12 protein-coding genes are annotated in these 17,331 nt (G+C 68.4%); 4 read left to right on the forward strand and 8 right to left on the reverse strand.

Annotation, left to right across the window (positions count from 1 at the left end; genetic code table 11):
* The first annotated feature begins 7 nt into the window (after window positions 1-7).
* Window positions 8-421 carry a secondary thiamine-phosphate synthase enzyme YjbQ gene (locus tag DB31_RS28580; RefSeq protein ID WP_044193384.1) on the forward strand — a complete coding sequence of 138 codons (414 nt, stop codon included), beginning with the start codon at window positions 8-10 and terminating at the stop codon, window positions 419-421.
* Window positions 422-445: 24 nt separating this feature from the next.
* On the opposite strand, the gene DB31_RS28585 is transcribed toward DB31_RS28580, so the two are convergent.
* The gene (locus DB31_RS28585) at window positions 446-1,048 is read right to left on the reverse strand and encodes a hypothetical protein (RefSeq protein WP_044193248.1); all 603 of its coding nucleotides are present in this window, start codon (window positions 1,046-1,048) and stop codon (window positions 446-448) included.
* A 205-nt stretch (window positions 1,049-1,253) separates the two neighbouring features.
* Between DB31_RS28585 and DB31_RS49140 the strand changes: the two genes are divergently transcribed.
* Window positions 1,254-7,235 carry an ELWxxDGT repeat protein gene (locus tag DB31_RS49140; RefSeq protein ID WP_052420319.1) on the forward strand — a complete coding sequence of 1,994 codons (5,982 nt, stop codon included), beginning with the start codon at window positions 1,254-1,256 and terminating at the stop codon, window positions 7,233-7,235.
* A 44-nt stretch (window positions 7,236-7,279) separates the two neighbouring features.
* Complete coding sequence (locus DB31_RS28600) at window positions 7,280-7,564, forward strand: hypothetical protein (protein WP_044193250.1); 285 nt, start codon at window positions 7,280-7,282, stop codon at window positions 7,562-7,564.
* A 4-nt stretch (window positions 7,565-7,568) separates the two neighbouring features.
* Here DB31_RS28600 and DB31_RS28605 read toward each other — a convergent pair whose 3' ends face one another.
* The 4 genes from DB31_RS28605 to DB31_RS28620 form a co-directional block, all read right to left on the reverse strand.
* Entirely contained in the window at window positions 7,569-8,462 is an 894-nt protein-coding gene (locus DB31_RS28605) for a 1,4-dihydroxy-2-naphthoyl-CoA synthase (RefSeq protein WP_044193251.1), read from the reverse strand.
* Between the two features lie 67 nt (window positions 8,463-8,529).
* On the reverse strand, window positions 8,530-9,936 hold the full coding sequence (gor, locus tag DB31_RS28610; protein ID WP_044193252.1) for a glutathione-disulfide reductase: 1,407 nt from the start codon (window positions 9,934-9,936) through the stop codon (window positions 8,530-8,532).
* A 48-nt stretch (window positions 9,937-9,984) separates the two neighbouring features.
* Window positions 9,985-11,070: a vWA domain-containing protein gene (locus DB31_RS28615; protein ID WP_083968784.1), complete on the reverse strand. Its 1,086-nt coding sequence runs from the start codon at window positions 11,068-11,070 to the stop codon at window positions 9,985-9,987.
* Between the two features lie 112 nt (window positions 11,071-11,182).
* A complete protein-coding gene (locus tag DB31_RS28620; RefSeq protein WP_052420320.1) occupies window positions 11,183-11,869 on the reverse strand; it encodes a lysoplasmalogenase in 687 nt (228 codons plus the stop codon).
* Window positions 11,870-11,935: 66 nt separating this feature from the next.
* On the opposite strand from DB31_RS28620, the gene DB31_RS28625 reads away from it, so the two are divergent.
* Window positions 11,936-13,591: a HEAT repeat domain-containing protein gene (locus tag DB31_RS28625; RefSeq protein ID WP_044193253.1), complete on the forward strand. Its 1,656-nt coding sequence runs from the start codon at window positions 11,936-11,938 to the stop codon at window positions 13,589-13,591.
* 20 nt (window positions 13,592-13,611) lie between these two features.
* Here DB31_RS28625 and DB31_RS28630 read toward each other — a convergent pair whose 3' ends face one another.
* Genes DB31_RS28630 through DB31_RS28640 form a run of 3 tightly spaced genes read right to left on the reverse strand, consistent with a single transcriptional unit; the run spans window position 13,612 to window position 17,326 of the window.
* Complete coding sequence (locus DB31_RS28630) at window positions 13,612-14,520, reverse strand: hypothetical protein (RefSeq protein WP_044193254.1); 909 nt, start codon at window positions 14,518-14,520, stop codon at window positions 13,612-13,614.
* Between the two features lie 56 nt (window positions 14,521-14,576).
* Window positions 14,577-15,917: a sigma-54-dependent transcriptional regulator gene (locus DB31_RS28635; RefSeq protein ID WP_044193255.1), complete on the reverse strand. Its 1,341-nt coding sequence runs from the start codon at window positions 15,915-15,917 to the stop codon at window positions 14,577-14,579.
* Window positions 15,914-17,326, reverse strand: coding sequence for a sensor histidine kinase (locus DB31_RS28640; RefSeq protein WP_044193256.1), 1,413 nt, complete (start codon window positions 17,324-17,326; stop codon window positions 15,914-15,916). The genes DB31_RS28635 and DB31_RS28640 overlap by 4 nt, the downstream gene beginning before the upstream one ends.
* Window positions 17,327-17,331 lie beyond the last annotated feature (5 nt).

Raw genomic sequence — 17,331 nt, forward strand, 5'->3', positions numbered from 1 at the left:
GCGCGCCGTGTACCACGCACGGGATTTAACCGTGTCCACCCGGGGGCGAGGGTTCCACGACATCACCTCCGAGGTGCAGCGCGCCATTCAGGACAGCGGCGTGCGCCAGGGCCTGTGCACGGTGTTCCTGCACCACACCAGCGCCTCGCTCATCCTCTGCGAGAACGCGGACCCGGACGTGCGCCGGGACCTCGAGGCCTTCTTCGCCCGGCTCGTGAAGGATGGGGACTCCCTGTTCCAGCACGACGCCGAGGGCCCGGACGACATGCCGGCGCATGTGCGCACCGTGCTGACGCAGAACTCGCTGTCCATCCCCATCCAGAATGGAGCGGCGGACCTGGGCACGTGGCAGGGCCTCTACGTGTGGGAGCACCGGACCTCGCCGCACCGGCGCCGCGTCACCGTCTCCGTGCTGGGCTGACTCCGGCGACGTCCGACGGGCAGCTCAGGGACGGAGGTACTTCGCCGGCAGCAGCTGCTCTGGCGTCTCCGGGGCCCAAGCCACCGTGAGGATCCACCAGCGCTTGCCATCGTGGACGAGTTGGATGCTGTTGATGCCGCGCACGAAGGGCTTCGTGTCGCCCTCGCGCATCCCCTCGTAGGTGCTGAAGACGTGCACGAGCGGGCCAAACTGCTCGTGGATGCGGTGAGTCTCCCGCTCGCGGAAGCCCTCCTCGACGAGCAGCTTCTCGGACCGGGCGATGTAGTCGTCGGGCGAGAGCACCCGGAACCCCTGGGTGCCATCTGGCCGTTTGCCCGAGGGAATCATCCGCGCACCGGGCGCGAAGAGGGAGCGGAAGCGGTTCCAGTCTCGCGCCTTTCCCTTCGGTCCGGAGATGACATCGTAGAGCGCTGCCACGATGGCCTCGGGGGTGGCCACGTCCTCGGGCTTGGGCTCGGGAGTGGCGGGAGTAACGGGCGTGGCAGGAGTTGCCGGAGCGCTCTTCGGCGGAGGCGCAGGCGGCTCGGCCCCCAGCGCCGGGACAGCGAGCAGTGAGGACAGGAGGACAGCAGGGAGCGATTGCGTGAGACGCAGGAGGAGGTGCATGGACCGCACCTTACTCGTGGAACTCCCGTCCATAAGGGGACCCCCGTCTGGGAGAGTGAGCCTTCGCGGCTACTCCCCGTGAATCAGAGGTCCCCCTCTTGTCCGGCCATGCCAGCCAGGAGATCTTGCGCCCCGTCCTGCTGGCGGCCCCCGTCCGCACGTGCGTCCCCTCCGGGCCACTCCGCAGGCAGAGGAAAGACGCATCATGGGCAATGAGCGGCGGCGGCTGGTGTGGCTGGCCATGGCACTCGCGGTGGTGGGCGGATGCCAGGAGGCGGTGAGTCCGGGGGACACCGGAAGCTCCGCGCTGAGCGTGGCCTCGCCGCGCCTGGTGAGCGCGTTCGGGCCTCCCGCACTGGTGAAGGACATACGGCTCGGTGGCCGCCCCTCAGACCCCCGCGAGTTCACGGAGGTGAACGGCACCCTCTTCTTCTCGGCGGACGACGGGCTCCACGGCACCGAGCTGTGGAAGAGCGACGGCACCGAGGCGGGCACCGTCCTCGTCAAGGACATCCGGCCCGGTGTGGACACCAGCTATGCCTACGGCTTGACGCGCGTCGGCAACACGCTCTTCTTCACCGCCAACAGCGCCAATGGCGCCGAGCTGTGGAAGAGCGATGGAACCACCGCGGGCACCGTCCTCGTCAAGGACGTCCGGCAGGGGGAGTTCGCCTTCATCGCAGACAACTCCATCACGGACGTGAATGGCACGGTCTTCTTCGTGTCGGACAACGGGGTGATTGGCCAAGAGCTGTACAAGAGCGATGGCACCGCCGCGGGCACCGTGCTCGTCAAGGACATCTACCCGGGCAATGGCGGCACCGCGCCCACGCAGCTCACGAACGTGAACGGCACACTGTTCTTCGTGGCGGATGACGGCACCACGGGCCCTGAGCTGTGGAAGAGCGATGGCACCGCCGCGGGCACCGTGCGCGTCAAGGACATCCGGCCCGGCAGCTCAGGCTCCAACCTGCTGTATCTGACGTCCCTCCAGGGCCAGCTCGTCTTCATGGCGGATGACGGCGCGACGGGCCTGGAGCTGTGGCGGAGCAATGGGACTCCGGCGGGCACACAGCTCGTCGTGGACCTCAACCCGGGCTCCAACCCGGCCCTGAACACCGCGCCGCAGAGCTTTGCCCGCGTGGGAAACCAGGTCTTCTTCGCGGGGTTCAACGGCACGGACCTCGAGCTCTGGAAGAGCGACGGCACGGCGGCCGGCACGGTGCTCGTCAAGGACATCTACCCGGGGCCGTTCACGTCCTTCCCTCAGAAGCTCAAGGACATCAACGGCATCCTCTTCTTCACGGCCCAGGAGAGCGACAGTGTCTATGGCATCTACAAGAGCAACGGCACAGCGGCCGGCACGGTCCTGGTGAAACAGATCGAGCCCGAGTCGTGGAACACCATCGAGGAGCCTCATTACTTCGCGGCGGCGGGCTCCCTGGCCTACTTCGTGGCGCGTGACTCCACGAACTTCATGGACGCCGAGCTGTGGCGGAGTGATGGCACGCCAGCAGGGACGTTCCGCGTCAAGGACATCCGCCCCGGCGACCAGGGCTCCTGGCCAGGCTCTCCAGGAGCGCTGGGCAACGCCCTCTTCTTCTCGGCGGATGATGGGACGAACGGCATCGAGGTGTGGAAGAGCGATGGCACCGAGGCGGGCACCGTGCTCGCCAAGGACGTCAACGCGACCTCGGACGACGCGGAGCTGTTCCGGTTCTCGATCGTGAATAACACGCTCCTCTTCTGGGCCAATGACGGAGCGACGGGCAGCGAGCCGTGGCGGAGCAACGGTACGGAGGCGGGCACCACGCTCGTGAAGGACATCGCGGCGGGAACGGCATGGTCCAATCCCATCTCGACCCTGGTGATCAATGACACGCTCTTCGTCTCGGCAAGGGACGCCACCGGGGACCAGGAGCTGTGGAAGACGGATGGCACGACAGCAGGTACGGTGCTCGTGAAGGATATCCGCCCGGGCGGCGCAGGCTCCCAGCCCTCTGAATTCAGGAATCTCAACGGCACGCTCGTCTTCGTGGCCAGTGACGGCAGCACGGGCGCAGAGCTGTGGAAGAGCGATGGCACGGCGGCCGGCACCGTGCTCATCAAGGACATCAACCCGTCCACGGGGAGCACGGGGCCATCGAGGCTCACGCCCATAGGCAACACGCTCTTCTTCACGGCCTCGAACGGCACGAACGGCTATGAGCTGTGGAAGACGGACGGCACGACAGCCGGCACCGTGCTCCTCAAGGACCTCATGCCGGGCTCCGCAGACAGCTGGCCGAGCAACCTGTTCGCCACCTCGAGCGGCACGCTCCTGTTCTCCGGCAATGATGGGGTGAACGGCGGCGAGCTGTGGAAGAGCGACGGCACGACGGCCGGCACGGTCCTTCTCAAGGACATCAATCCGGGCTCTGCCTCCAGCAACCCAAGCACCTTCGTAGAGGTCGATGGCACGATCTTCTTCATGGCCTATACCTCCGCAGGCCAGGAGCTGTGGAAGACGGATGGCACGGCGGCCGGCACGGTGTTCGTCAAGGACATCTACCCGGGGGGGAACAGCTCTCGAATGGCATCGCTGACCCGCTTCGGCAACAAGCTGTTCTTCACGGCCGACGACAGCGTGCATGGCCAGGAGCTCTGGGTGAGCGATGGCACCGAGGCGGGCACGATGCTCTTCAAGGACATCACCCCGAACACGTTTGGCTTCCCTCCGGAAAGCCTCACCGTGGTGGGCGACACGCTGGTCTTCTCCGCGGATGATGGCGTCAACGGATTCGAGCTGTGGGTAAGCGACGGCACCGTCGCGGGCACACGGATGCTCGCCAACCTCGCCCCGGACAATGGGGGCTCCTATCCTGGCATGTTCATCCTCATGGGCCAGACGATCTTCTTCCGGGCCACGGATATGGTGCATGGCTTCGAGCTGTGGCGCCTACCGCTCACGACGGGCTCGGACACCGCGCCGCCGGTGGTGACGTGCCCCACGCCGAGGACCGCCGAGGCCACGGCGGCCACGGGTGCGGCGGTGACGTATCCGCCCGCGACGGCCGTGGATGACACCACTCCCAGCTCGTCGCTGGTGATGAGCTACAGCCGCCCGAGTGGCGCGACGTTCCCGCTCGGCACGACGTCCGTCTCGGTCACGGCGACCGATCTGTCGGGCAATACCAGTGGGTGCTCCTTCACCATCACGGTGCGAGACACAACCCCGCCCGCGCTGACGTGTCCCGCGAACGTCACGGTGCAGGCCACGAGCGCCTCGGGCGCCACGGTGAGCTACCCGGCCACGACCGCTTCGGATGCCGTGTCGTCTGTCACGCTGACCTACAGCCAGGCCACGGGGACGGCGTTTCCTCGAGGCACCACCCCGGTCACCGTCACGGCCCGGGACGCCGCCACCAACACGTCCTCCTGCACCTTCAACGTGACGGTGACGGATCCGCCTGCGCCCACCATCACCTGTCCGGCGAACGCGTCGGCGGAGGCCACGAGCAGCGCGGGTGCCACGGTCTCCTATCCTCCAGCCAGTGCCACGGGAATGAGCGTCACGGTGAACTACAGCCGGGCCTCGGACACGGTGTTCCCGCTGGGCGCCACGAGCGTTACCGCCACTGCACGTGACAGCCTGGACCGCACCGCCACGTGCAGCTTCGCCGTCATCGTCCGAGACACCACGCCCCCGGCGGTCTCCTGCCCGGCCAACGTGACGGCGCAGGCCACGAGTGCCTCGGGCGCCACGGTGAGCTACCCGGCTCCGGCCGCCTCGGACACGGTCTCCTCCGTCACGCTGGCCTACAGCCAGGCCTCGGGGACAACGTTTGCCCGAGGCACCACCCTCGTCACGGTCACCGCACGCGATGCGGCCAACAACTCCGCCTCCTGCACCTTCAACGTGACGGTGACGGATCCGCCTGCGCCCACCATCACCTGTCCGGCGAACGTGACGGGGGAGGCCACCAGCAGCGCGGGCGCCACGGCGACCTACTCGCCCGCCAGTGCCACCGGCACGGGCGTCTCGGTGAGCTACAGCCAGGCATCAGGGAGCGCGTTCCCACTGGGCACCACCACGGTCACCGCCACCGCGAGTGACAGCCTGAACCGGACCGCCACGTGCAGCTTCACTGTCACCGTCCGAGACACCACGCCCCCGGCGGTCTCCTGCCCGGCCAACGTGACCGTGGAGGCGGCAAGTGCCTCGGGCGCCACGGTGAACTACCCAGCCGCGACCGCCTCGGATTCCGTGTCCAACGTCACGCTGAGCTACAGCCAGGCCTCGGGGACAACGTTTGCCCGAGGCACCACCCTCGTCACGGTCACCGCGCGCGATGCGGCCAACAACTCCGCCTCCTGCACCTTCAACGTCACCGTGACGGACCCTGCGGCTCCCACCATCACCTGTCCGGCCAATGTGCCGGTGGAGGCCACCAGCAGCGCGGGCGCCATGGCTACCTATGCCCCCGCGAGCGCCTCGGGGCTGGGCGTCTCGGTAAGCTACAGCCACGCTTCGGGGAGCGTGTTCCCCTTGGGCGCCACCACCGTCACCGCCACCGCGCGTGACGGCTTGGAGCGCACCGCCACGTGCACCTTCACCGTCACCGTCCGGGACACCACTTCGCCCACCCTCTCCTGCCCGGCGAACGTGACGGCGCAGGCCACGAGTGCCTCGGGCGCCACGGTGAGCTACCCGGCTCCGGCCGCCTCGGACACAGTCTCAACGGTGGAGGTCAGCTACAGCCACGTCTCGGGAAGCACCTTCGCCCGAGGCACCACCGTCGTCACCGTCACCGCGCGCGATGCGGCCAACAACTCCGCCTCCTGCACCTTCAACGTCACCGTGACGGACCCTGCGGCTCCCACCATCACCTGTCCGGCCAATGTGACGGTGGAAGCCACCAGCAGCGCGGGCGCCATGGCTACCTATGCCCCCGCGAGCGCCTCGGGGCTGGGCGTCTCAGTAAGCTACAGCCACGCTTCGGGGAGCGTGTTCCCCTTGGGCGCCACCACCGTCACCGCCACCGCGCGTGACAGCCTGGAGCGCACCAGCACCTGCACCTTCACCGTCACCGTCCGGGACACCACGGCCCCCACCGTCACGTGTCCGGCCAACGTGACGGTCGAGGCGGTGAGCGCCTCGGGCACCTCAGTGAGCTACACGGCGGCAACCTTTTCGGACACCGTGTCCTCCGTCACGCTGAGCTACAGCCAAGCCTCTGGGACACTCTTCCCCCTGGGTGCCACGGTGATCACCGTCACCGCCACGGACGCGGCGAGCAACTCCCGCTCGTGCACCTTCACCGTCTCTGTCAGAGACACCATCGCGCCCACCCTCACCTGCGGTGCGGAGGTCATCGCCGAGGCGACTGGTCTTCAGGGAGCCCTCGTCGACTTCCCGCTCCCTACCGCTACGGATGACGGCTCTCCCTTGCCCACCATCGTGTCGAGCCACGCGCCCGGCAGCCGCTTCCCGCTCGGCAGCACGACCGTCACCATCACGGCTTCGGATGCCGCGGGCAACTCGGCCTGGTGCCAGTTCAGGGTCACCGTGCGAGACACCACCGCGCCTCAGCTCGGCTGCCCGGCCGACATGACGGTGGAGGCAACCGGCTCCTCGGGAGCGGCCGTCATCTTCTCCTCGACCGCTCCGAGCGACGCGGTCACCCAGGCACCGGACGTGTCTCTCAGCCACGCGCCCGGCAGCCGCTTCCCACTGGGGACGACCCCCGTGCGCATCACCGCCACGGACGATGCGGGCAACTCCAGCGCCTGCACCTTTACCATCACCGTGCGAGACAGCACCGCTCCGGCCCTCGCCTGCCCAGCGAACGTGACGGTGCTGGCCTCGAGCACGCAGGGTGCGGTGGTGCAGTACCCGCCCGCGACTGCCTCGGATGCCGTGTCCACGCCGTTGCTCCACTACAGCCCCGCCTCCGGTGAGGTCTTCCCGTTGGGCACCACCCCGGTCTCGGTGACGGCGACGGACTCCGCCAGCAATGCTTCCGCCTGCACCTTCCAGGTGACGGTGCAGCCCCAGCCTCAGCCCCCGCCTCCCCCCGACGAGGAGCTGCCTCCGTCCGGCTGCGGGTGCGGCGCCGACCCCAGCGCTTCGACGGGGCTGAGCTGGGCGGGGATCTGCCTGCTGATGTGGGGGCTCTCGCGCCGCCGCATCCGCACCGGGGCGTAACTCCCACAGCGCGAGAGGGCGCAGGTGTGCGAGAACCTCACGCCATGCGCCCACTCATTCTTGCGTCGCTCGCGTTCCTCTCTGGCTGCTGTCTCTCCATGGAGGAGTTTGATCAGCAGGCCGAGGAGGCCGCCGCCTGCTCCCCGGGAGACACCTGTGTCCTCGCGGGTTCAGCGCAGTGCCTCTGCGCCCGGCCCGTCAACGCCTCGAAGGCCGCGGAGCTCAACGCCTCCGCGGGGGACGTCTGCTGCGGTGGAACGATGGTGGAATGCATCGCCTTCACGAACCTGCGCTGCGAGAACGGCCAGTGCGTGGGCGACATCCAGTAACGGCTCAGTACGTCCACGGGAAGCGCGAGAAGTTGCGCTTGCGCTTCTGCACGAAGGCGTCGCGGCCCTCCTGGGCCTCCTCGGTGCCGTAGGCCAGGCGCGTGGCTTCGCCAGCGAAGAGCTGCTGGCCCACCAGCCCGTCGTCCGGGAGGTTGAAGCCGTACTTCAGCATCTTGATGGCCGTGGGGCTCTTGGTGTTGATCTCCGCTGCCCACTCCAGCGCGAACTCCTCCAGCTGCGCGTGCGGAACCACCGCGTTCACCATCCCCATCTGGAAGGCCTCTTCGGCCGAGTAGTTGCGGCCCACGAAGAAGACCTCGCGGGCGCGCTTCTGGCCCACCTGCCGCGCCAGCAGCGCCGAGCCGTAGCCGCTGTCGAAGCTGGCCACGTCCGCATCCGTCTGCTTGAAGATCGCGTGCTCCTTGCTGGCCAGCGTCATGTCACACACCACATGCAGGCTGTGCCCGCCGCCCACCGCCCAGCCCGGCACCACGGCGATGACCACCTTGGGCATGAAGCGGATCTGCCGCTGCACCTCGAGGATGTGCAGGCGGCCCAGGCGCGCGGGGTCCGCCTTGCCCTCCTCGCCCTCGTACTTGTAGCCGTCCTTGCCGCGGATGCGCTGGTCTCCGCCCGAGCAGAACGCCCACCCGCCATCCTTCGGCGAGGGCCCATTGCCGGTGATGAGCACGCAGCCCACGTCCGTCATGAAGCGGGTGGCATCCAGCGCCGTGGCCAGCTCGTCCACGGTCTTCGGGCGGAAGGCGTTGCGCACCTCGGGTCGGTTGAAAGCGATGCGCACCGTGCCCTGGTCCACCGCGCGGTGGAAGGTGATGTCCTTGAAGTTGAAGCCATCCACAGCCTTCCAGCGGGCCGGGTTGAACAGGGCAGAGACCATCGAGTCACTCTCCGAAGAGCGGTTGAAGTCGGGCGCGGACCCTACACCACCCTCCGGGGCCGCTGGCTCACTTCTTCGCAGCGTCCTGGCCCAGCTCCTGGGCCATCTGCGCCCCTGGATCGGGGCGCTTGTCTCGCAGGGTGACGAACTCCTCGGCGGCCGTGGGGTGGATGCCCACCGTGGAGTCGAGCTGCTTCTTCGTCACCCCACACTTGAGCGCCACCGCCAGCCCCTGGACGATCTCCGGTGCGTCCGCTCCCACCATGTGGAAGCCCAGCACCCGCCCGCTGGAGCGCTCGACGATGACCTTCATCATCGACCGCTCCTCCCGGCCGCTCAGCGTGTGCTTCATGGGCCGGAAGCTGGACGCGTACACGTCCACCTCGCCGTGCAGTTCCCGCGCCTCCAGCTCGGTGAGGCCTACCGTGCCCACCGGAGGCTGACTGAACACGGCCGACGGCACTCCGGTGTGGTCCATCTTCACGGGGTTGTTGTTGAAGAGCGTCTCCGACAGCGCCCGCCCCTCGGCGATGGCCACGGGCGTGAGGTTGAGTCGGTCCGTCACGTCTCCCACCGCGTAGATGCTCTCCACGGAGGTGCGTGAGCCCTCATCCACCACCACCGCGCTGCGCGCGTCAAGCTTCACCCCCACCTCCTCCAACCCCAGCCCTTGCGTGTTGGGCACGCGCCCCGTGGCGAACATCACCGCGTCGGCCTCGGGCGTGTCGCCCATGCGCGTGAGCACGCTCAGCGTCCCGTCCGAGCGCTTCTCGATGTCGCGCACGAACACCTCGGAGCGGATGTCGATGCCCTTCTTGCGCAGCTCCTGCGTGAGGAACGCGCGCACGTCGTCATCGAAGCCACGCAGCACCGTGTCCCCGCGGATGAGCACCGTCACCTTGGCGCCGAGCGCGTTGAAGATGCCCGCGAACTCCACGGCGATGTAGCCGCCGCCCACAATGATGATCCGGCGCGGCAGCTCCTTCAGGTTGAGCGCGCCATCCGAGGTGATGACGTGCTCGATGCCCGGATGCTCGGGAAGGAACGGCCGCGAGCCCGTGGACACGAGGATGTGGGCCGCCGTGTACTGCTTGCCAGCGACCTCCACGGTGTGGGCATCCACGATGCGCCCCCGGCCCTCGATGAGCTGCACGCCCGCGTCCCGGAGCAGGCGTTTGTAGACGCCATTGAGCCGGTCCAGTTCCTTGTCCTTGGCAACTTGGAGCTTCTTCCAGTCGTGCTTCGGCTCGGGGACGGACCAGCCGAAGCCCGCAGCGTCCTCGAAGTCGTGGCGGAAGTGAGCGCCGTAGACGAGCAGCTTCTTGGGGACACAGCCACGGAGGACACAGGTGCCTCCTACGCGGTCCTCTTCGCAGATGGCGACCCGGGCGCCGTAGGCGCCGGCCCGGCGGCTGGAGGCCACCCCGCCTGAGCCTGCGCCAATCGTGAAGAGATCGAAGTCGTACTGGGGCAAAGTCTCCTCCCTCCGTCCGAGGTTTCCGGGAGGGCACCTTAGCCGGGCTCAGGCGCGAGCGCCGTCCCAGTCCTCGACTTCGTAGAGGAAGCGTGAACCACCCATCAGCTTGCGGTTCTGCGAGGTGCTCTGGACGAACACCACGTACTTCTCCAGGTTGGCGGGGCGGATGCGAACCGTCTCGCCCGGCGGAAGCCCGAGCATCTCCCGCGCGCCGTCGCCGCTGAACAGGTCGCCCGTCTTGCGATCCATGAGGACGATCTCCTTGCGGCCCTGGATGGTCTCCGTCTTGGTGAACTCGTAGAAGCCGCGGCCCGCCTTGAACTTCAGGCCGTTCTCCGTGACGAAGTTCTTGATGGGGCTGTCCTTGTCCACATCCAGGAACTGGAAGCGGCCCGGAGAGACGGCGCGTAGATCCGTGGCCGCGTATGCGGTGGGCGTCTCGCGCTTGAGCATGGTGTTGAACACCGTGTTCAGGCCGCGGGTCAGGCGGCCCTCCTTGGCCACCTCCGCCTCGTACGCCTGGAGCTTCATGTCTCCCGACTGCTTGTAGCAGATGGCCAGCAGCGTATCGGTGATGTACGCGAACTGATCCAGGCTCAAGTGGAAGCCGCCGGACTTCTGCGCCAGCTCCTTGTAGAAGGCCGTCGCGTGGCGGCGGTTGAGCGCCTGCACGCCGTACACGGGGATGCCCATGCGTCCCAGCGCGTCCACCTCCACGCGCCAGTCCAGCTTGCGCGGGTTCTGGCTCGGCCCGTGCGGCACGTCGTCACCGATGAGCACGAACGCCTTCGTATAGCCCGCTGTCCAGGACAGCTTCTGCGCCTGGTGGAGCACCAGCTCGTAGCACTCGGGGGCATCACCGCCGCCGGTGGGCTCCACGCGCTCCACGAAGCGCACGATGGCGTCCTTGTCGTCCGTGAGATCCAGGAGCTTGGTGACGTAGGTGGATCCCTCGTCGCAGTAGTCGCCGTGCGCGATGACCCCAATGCGGATGCCAGGGATTTCCTTCATGAGACGCGAGACGGTGGCGCCCACCTTCTTTCGCACCTGCGCCAGGCACGGGTACATGCTGCCGGTAGTGTCAAAGCTGAAGACGATCTCGACGCGGTTATCGATCACCTCAGTGCTCATCGTTCCCTCGATTGAAAGCGGCTGAACGGGCACAGAGATACGCAGGAGGTCTGACAAAAAAAGGGGCTCTGCCAGAGCGGATCCGCGCGTTTTTCGAGGGCTCTGGAGGACGTCAGACCGCCATGTCAGGCGCGGGACTCGAGCTGTATTGCGGCCTGCGTGCTGAGAGGGCGATGCAGAGCTGCCCAGTCCAGTACAGCAGCATGACGGCGTAACCTGATCCAGGCACGGGCTGCACGAAGAGCCGGATGGCGAGCAGGAGATCACTGGCGGCGAACATCAATGCACCGGCCAGCGCGGCCCACTGATCTCGAGGGCCCAACCCACTGGCACCCAGCATCGCCCATGAGCGCCACGTCATCGTGCAGATGACGGCGATATAGGCCATCACGGGCCATGCGAGGCCTCCGAGCCCGGGCCACAGGAACACGCCGGCCCCTACGGCGAGGAGAAGGAATGGGAGGCCACGCATGACACTGGGGATGCGCGTCACGGACAGATACGCAGCGGCATAGGCCACGTGGGCGAGCAGGAAGGCGAACAGCCCTGGCAGGAATTGCTCCGGGCCTATCTCCAACAGCAGATCTCCGATCAGCGAGAGGACCAGCCCGGCGAAGATCCACCGCGGATAGGCCCCGCGAGGAGGCCAGAGCCACAAGAGCAGACAGAGGAGCGGTACCGCCTTGGCGCCCATCCGCAGTTCGTAGCGCTCCCGCTCTATGATGAGCAGGAAGGCCATGACGCCCGTCGCGCCCACCGCCGCGAGGATCCGGCTCTTGACTGTGCTCTCTTCGCGCATGGGTGGCATCCTAATCCAGTCAGCTTTGGCATGGCCGCCCGTCGGCGGGCGCCAGGGAGCTCAGCCATGACCGAGCAACTCGAAACGCTGAGACGCAGGGCCCGGCCAGATGACCTCGAGTCGCTGCGCCGCCTGGATCGCGCCCTCCAACGCTCGGGCTGGCGTGTGGCGGAGAAGACACCACGGGAGTGGATCTCCGAGTTCTCCCGCTGCCCGCTGGATCGCCACCTCAGCATTCCCGCGGAAGCTGAGACCCTGAGCACTGCTGGCCTGGCAGCGGTGCCTCCCTTGGTGGAGACCCTCCGAACGAAAGAGCTGTCTCCCAAGCATGAGCTCGACGTCCGGATCCGCGCGCACTGTGTCTCCACGCTGATGCTCATCCAGCCACCGCCCACGTGCGCCATCCCCGCGCTCCTGGAGACACTCCGCACACGCAGCACACGGCTGCGGCGTATGACCCTCTGGGTGCTGACTCGCAAGCTGATTCCCCAGCCCACGTCCCTCGCGACCCGCGAGCTCATCGCGTGTCTCGAGAGCAAGCACGAGCCCGAGGTCCGCGCGGAGGCCGCGCGCGCGCTGTACACGCTGAAGGGTCCTCTGCCTCCCGAGGTCCGTCGCGCGGCACTGGGACGGCTGACGGACGTGGACAAGCGGGTGCGAAGGGGCGCGCTCCGGATCCTCGCCCGGCTGCCCGCGCCTGACCCGGAGGTGCGCACCACCGTCGAGGAGCAGGCCATCCTGGACGACGCGAACCGACTGGAGGCCGCCAGCACCCTGCTCCACTTCGACGAGCCCCGTGCCTTCGAGTTCCTTCAGGAGGAGGTGCTCTGCGCGGAGTCCCCCCAAGCCACCCATGCCCTCCTCTTGCGCAGCTTCCTCGCGCTCCAGCTCATCGAGCGGCTGGGCGCGAGAGCTGAGTCCACCCTCCCGGCCCTGCGCCGCGTCTCCTTCCACCCTCGGCTCGAGCCGGTGCTGCAGGCCGCCGCCTCCAGCATCGCCCGTGGCCGACTCGCGGCGCGGATGCCAGCACCGAGCCCGGATCAACTCCGGGACGAGCGCGCCGTCCGGCTCTTGGCGCCTCCGCCCGCAGCCACTCCCGACCTTCCTCCGGACAAGGCTCTCACGCACTGGGCCGCAGGTTTCCTCCCCTATGGACGCGAGCTGTGCGCGCGTATCGCTCTGGCGGCCGCTCGCCACGTCGCAGTGCTCTGGGAGAACGAGTCGCCCTTGAATGGCACTCCTCGCGAGGCGCTCGACGTCTTGGAGGAGTGGCTGTGCGACCCCCATGACACGATGGGGAGGCGCGTGGTCCAGGAGGGGAACGTCACTCCGAGCCAGCTCTGCGCGCCGTCCGCCTTCTCGGCCTCGTGGTCCACGACCTTCGCCACCCTCTGCGTGCCCACGGACGAGCAGCGCTCCGAGTGGGCGCCGTACGCCCAGCCTCTCGGCTCGGCGGAGGGAGGCTTCCTGGGCTCGGCGGTCCTCAGCGCCTGCCGCGCGCTCGGCAGCCGATCCGTGATCACCTGGGCCCTCGGCTCCAGCGCCGAGCCGTCCCTCCTCTCCGAGCAAGAGGCTGCCGAGGAGGTGCGCAAGGCCATCGTGGCGGAGGTGCTCCCGTGGGTCTGTGGCACGTGGGATCCCGTCGTGGACATCATCCGCCTCCGCCGGGAGCTGCTCGAGAGGCCACCCGCTTCGGTGAACACGGGCCGTTATCCGCCTTGATCTTCGCGCTCTCCGGACACCTACTGCATCGAGCGGAGCACGACCGGCTCCAGCTGGAACACCACGGAGAATGGGTCCACCGTGGGGGGGCGCTCTCCTTCCTGCAGGGGTGGAAGCTCGAGGGAGTGCTCTGCCGGCGTCTGCGGATTGAAGCGGATGCGCACTTCCTGCCCGCTCACGAGCGACCGGAAGGCCTGCTCTTGACGCCGCGCCGCCGCGAGGTGAGCCCGGCGCTCCTTCCGGGAGGATCCGGGCGAATGGTCGCTCGGGGTCATCTCCGAGATGGGCGGCGTCGGCTTGACCGCGAACACATACCCAGTGCCGCCCACGCTGTAGCGATAGTGCGCGTACGAGGCGCTCCCGCTCCCCGCGATCCCACCGAACACGCCCGTGACGGGCGTCCAGCTGGCGACCCTCGGATCATTCGCGGGCACAAGGAGCAGGCCCTCGCGAAGAAAACGGAGCCGCTGATCCCAGTGCTCGATGTCACGGAGCACTTCCTCCACTGGCGCGGTGAGCAGCCGAGTGCTTCCGGGACGCCTGCCCAGCGGCCGGATGGGGCGGTTCATCATCTCCTTCAGGAGCGGATCGAGGATCTCGTGCTTCGAGGGATCCGAGACGCTGTAGCGCACCCGGAACGCGCGCGGCATCGAGAGCCCGTCGTACCACTCGGCCGGAGTTCCCCCTCCCAGGGCCCGGTGCACCTCGTCCCACGGCGTGTCGTAGAGGAAGCAGTGCTCGCTCCCTCCCACGCAGTAGCCATAGAGGAACAGCGTCTCGTCGGCGAAGCCCGTCTTGCCGTAGAGGATCGCCTCGACCTCCGCCGTAGGCCCGGCCAGCGGCTCCGCCTTCTGGACGGGCAGCCGATAGAGCCAGGTGGACAGGTCCGACAACGCCGTGCGGACATCGGGAAGAGGAGCAGGAGGCATGCGGAAGATCCTACTCGGGACTCGCGGAGCGGCCACTCGGGAGCCGTGGCTCCCGTTCACCGCTCCTCGGGCACGGAGGACTCCAACAGCTTGTAGAGCGTCTTGCGATCCACGCCCAACAGCCGGGCCGCCTCGCTCTTGTTGCCACCCACGTGCTGGAGCACGTGCGCCGCGTACCGCCGGGACAGCACCTCCAGGCTCGGCAAGTCCTCCGCCAGCCCCGTGGCCTTCTCCGGCGCGTCCCCGATGGGCTCCGGGAAGTCCTGCGGCCCCAGCACTCCTGTCACGTTGAGCGCCAGCGCCCGCGCCACCACGTTCTCCAGCTGCCGCACGTTGCCCGGCCAGTCGTACGCCGCCAGCCGCGCCATGCCCTCCGCCGTCACCACCGGCTTCACGCCGCCCCGCGCGTGCAGCGCCGCGAAGTGCTCCACCAGCGCCGCGATGTCCTCCCGCCGCTCGCGCAGCGGCGGCAGGTGCAGGTGCACCACGTCCAGCCGGTACAGCAAATCCTCGCGGAAATCCCCCTCCGCCACCCGCGCCTTCAAGTCCTTGTTCGTCGCCGCCACCACCCGCACGTCCACCTTCACCGGGGCGCTCTCGCCCACGCGGCGGATCTCCCCCTCCTGCAGCACGCGCAAGAGCTGGGACTGCACCTTCATCCCCACGTCGCCAATCTCGTCCAGGAACAGCGTGCCGCCGTGGGCTTCCTCGAACAGGCCGCGCCGTGCACCCACCGCTCCCGTGAAGGCCCCTCGCGCGTGGCCGAACAGCTCGCTCTCCATGAGCGACTCGGCGATGGCACCGCAGTCCACCGGGATGAACGGACCGCCCGCCCGCGCCGAGCGCTTGTGCAGCGCCCGCGCCACCATCTCCTTGCCCGTCCCCGTCTCGCCCGTAATGAGCACCGGCACCAGCGTCGCCGCCGCCCGCGCCACCTGCTTGTAGACCTCCAGCAGCGCCGGGCTCCGCCCCACCAGCGTGCTGCGCTCCACCTGCTTGCGCAGCGAGCGGTTCTCCTCCACCAGCCGCTTCTGCTCCAGCGCCCGCTTCGCCACCCGCAGGATGGCGTCCACGTCGAAGGGCTTGGCCAGGTAGTCGAAGGCCCCCTGCTGGATGCTGTCCAGCGCGCCCTCGATGTTCCCGAACGCCGTCACCACGATGACGGGCGTGTCCGGCAGTCGCGCCTTCACCGCCTGGAGCACGTGGAGCCCATCCCCGGGGTTGGGCATCGCCATGTCCGTGAGCACCAGGTCGAACGGCCCCTCCTCGACCAGCCGCTCCTCGGCGGCCTTCGGGTCGGCGGCCAGCACCACCTCGCCCAGCGTGCCCAGCAGCCGCCGGAGCAAGTCCCTCGCGTGCGGATCATCGTCCACCGCGAGCAGGCGCACGGGGTTCATGGCGCCACCTTGCGCGCGGCGGGAGCCAACTCGGGCAATGCCGCCACCACCGGGCTCAACCGCGGGAACCGGACCGTCATCGTCGTGCCCACGCCTTCTTGGGACTCCACACTCAAAGTGCCCCCGTGGGCCTCCACCAGCCGCTTCGCCGTGGCGAGCCCCAACCCATGTCCCGGCAAGCCGCGGGCCTCGGGCGCGCGGAAGAACGGCTGGAAGAGCGAACTCCGGGTGGCCGCGCTCATTCCCATCCCGTTGTCCTTCACCTCCAGCACCGCCTCACTGCCCACCGAGGCCACGCACACAGAGACGCTCGGAGAGGGCCGCCCCGCCGTGTACTTCACCGCGTTGGACACCAGGTTGCGCGCCACCACCTGCAGCAACTGGTTGGGGCAGTCCACCCGCACGCCCGGCTCCAGCTCGCGCTCCAGCGCCACGCCCTGCGCCGCCGCCGTCTGCGACAACTCCAGCAGCACCGTGCTCACCGTCGTGTCCAGTTCCGCCGAGGTGCGCTCGCCCCGCGTGCCCGCCCGGCAGAAGCGCAGCAGGGCCTCGATGAGCTCGCCCATCCGCACCGCGCTCGACTCGCACTGCGCCAGCATCTCCAGCGCCCCGTCGTCCTGCACCGCGCCCGTGCGCCGGATCAACGTCAGGTAGCCCTTCAGTGGCGCCAGCGGGCCCATCAAGTCATGCGCTACCCGGCGGGTGAAGGAGTCCAGCTCTTGGTTGGCCCGGCCCAGCTCTTCAATCTGCCGCTGGATGGTGCCCTCCTGCCGCCGCAGCACCGAGGTGATGTGCCAACCCACCAGCAGCGACACGAGCACCGCCACCAGCGTCACGCCTGCCCCCAGCATCGTCGTGCGCACACGCATGGCCGCCAGGTTCGCCACCAGTTCCTGGGTCTCCGCAGAGTTCTCCTGCGCCAACTGTGTGGCCTGCGTGTCCACCTCCAACAGCAGCGGGCGGATGCGCTCGGCCAGGTGGTGGCGGGCCCGCTCGGCCTCCTGGCGCAGCGAGAGCACGGCCGTCGCCCGCGTTTGATCCGCCAGCGTCCGGCAGGACGCGTTGAAGCGCTGCCAGGCCGCCTTCTCGCCCGGGGGCAGGTTGCGCGTGGAGGCCTCAGTGGAGCGGCGGATGCTCTCGAGGATGTCCTCCATCACCGCGTTGGCGGCCTGGCGCTCCTCGTCATCCCTGGCGCGAATGTGGGCCTCGATGGCGCTCTCCAGCGAGAACACATCCACGCGGATGCGGCCGATCAGTTGCTCGCGATCCAGGGCCTCGCGCACCAGCGCGTCCACCTGCTGGCCGGTGCGCACCTCCGTCCAAAGGGTGAAGCCCGCCACGGCCGACAGCAACGCCACCGCGAAGAGGAAACCCGCCCGGTAGCCACGAATGGGGGCGCGCGCGCTCACACTTC

The organism is Hyalangium minutum, from assembly GCF_000737315.1.
Taxonomy (GTDB): domain Bacteria; phylum Myxococcota; class Myxococcia; order Myxococcales; family Myxococcaceae; genus Hyalangium; species Hyalangium minutum.

Bases quoted from the DNA above. Each gene is read 5' to 3' on its own strand.
- DB31_RS28585 (WP_044193248.1), bottom strand. From the start codon at position 1,048: ATGCACCTCCTCCTGCGTCTCACGCAATCGCTCCCTGCTGTCCTCCTG.
- DB31_RS49140 (WP_052420319.1), top strand. From the start codon at position 1,254: ATGGGCAATGAGCGGCGGCGGCTGGTGTGGCTGGCCATGGCACTCGCG.
- DB31_RS28600 (WP_044193250.1), top strand. From the start codon at position 7,280: ATGCGCCCACTCATTCTTGCGTCGCTCGCGTTCCTCTCTGGCTGCTGT.
- DB31_RS28605 (WP_044193251.1), bottom strand. From the start codon at position 8,462: ATGGTCTCTGCCCTGTTCAACCCGGCCCGCTGGAAGGCTGTGGATGGC.
- DB31_RS28615 (WP_083968784.1), bottom strand. From the start codon at position 11,070: ATGAGCACTGAGGTGATCGATAACCGCGTCGAGATCGTCTTCAGCTTT.
- DB31_RS28620 (WP_052420320.1), bottom strand. From the start codon at position 11,869: ATGCGCGAAGAGAGCACAGTCAAGAGCCGGATCCTCGCGGCGGTGGGC.
- DB31_RS28625 (WP_044193253.1), top strand. From the start codon at position 11,936: ATGACCGAGCAACTCGAAACGCTGAGACGCAGGGCCCGGCCAGATGAC.
- DB31_RS28630 (WP_044193254.1), bottom strand. From the start codon at position 14,520: ATGCCTCCTGCTCCTCTTCCCGATGTCCGCACGGCGTTGTCGGACCTG.
- DB31_RS28635 (WP_044193255.1), bottom strand. From the start codon at position 15,917: ATGAACCCCGTGCGCCTGCTCGCGGTGGACGATGATCCGCACGCGAGG.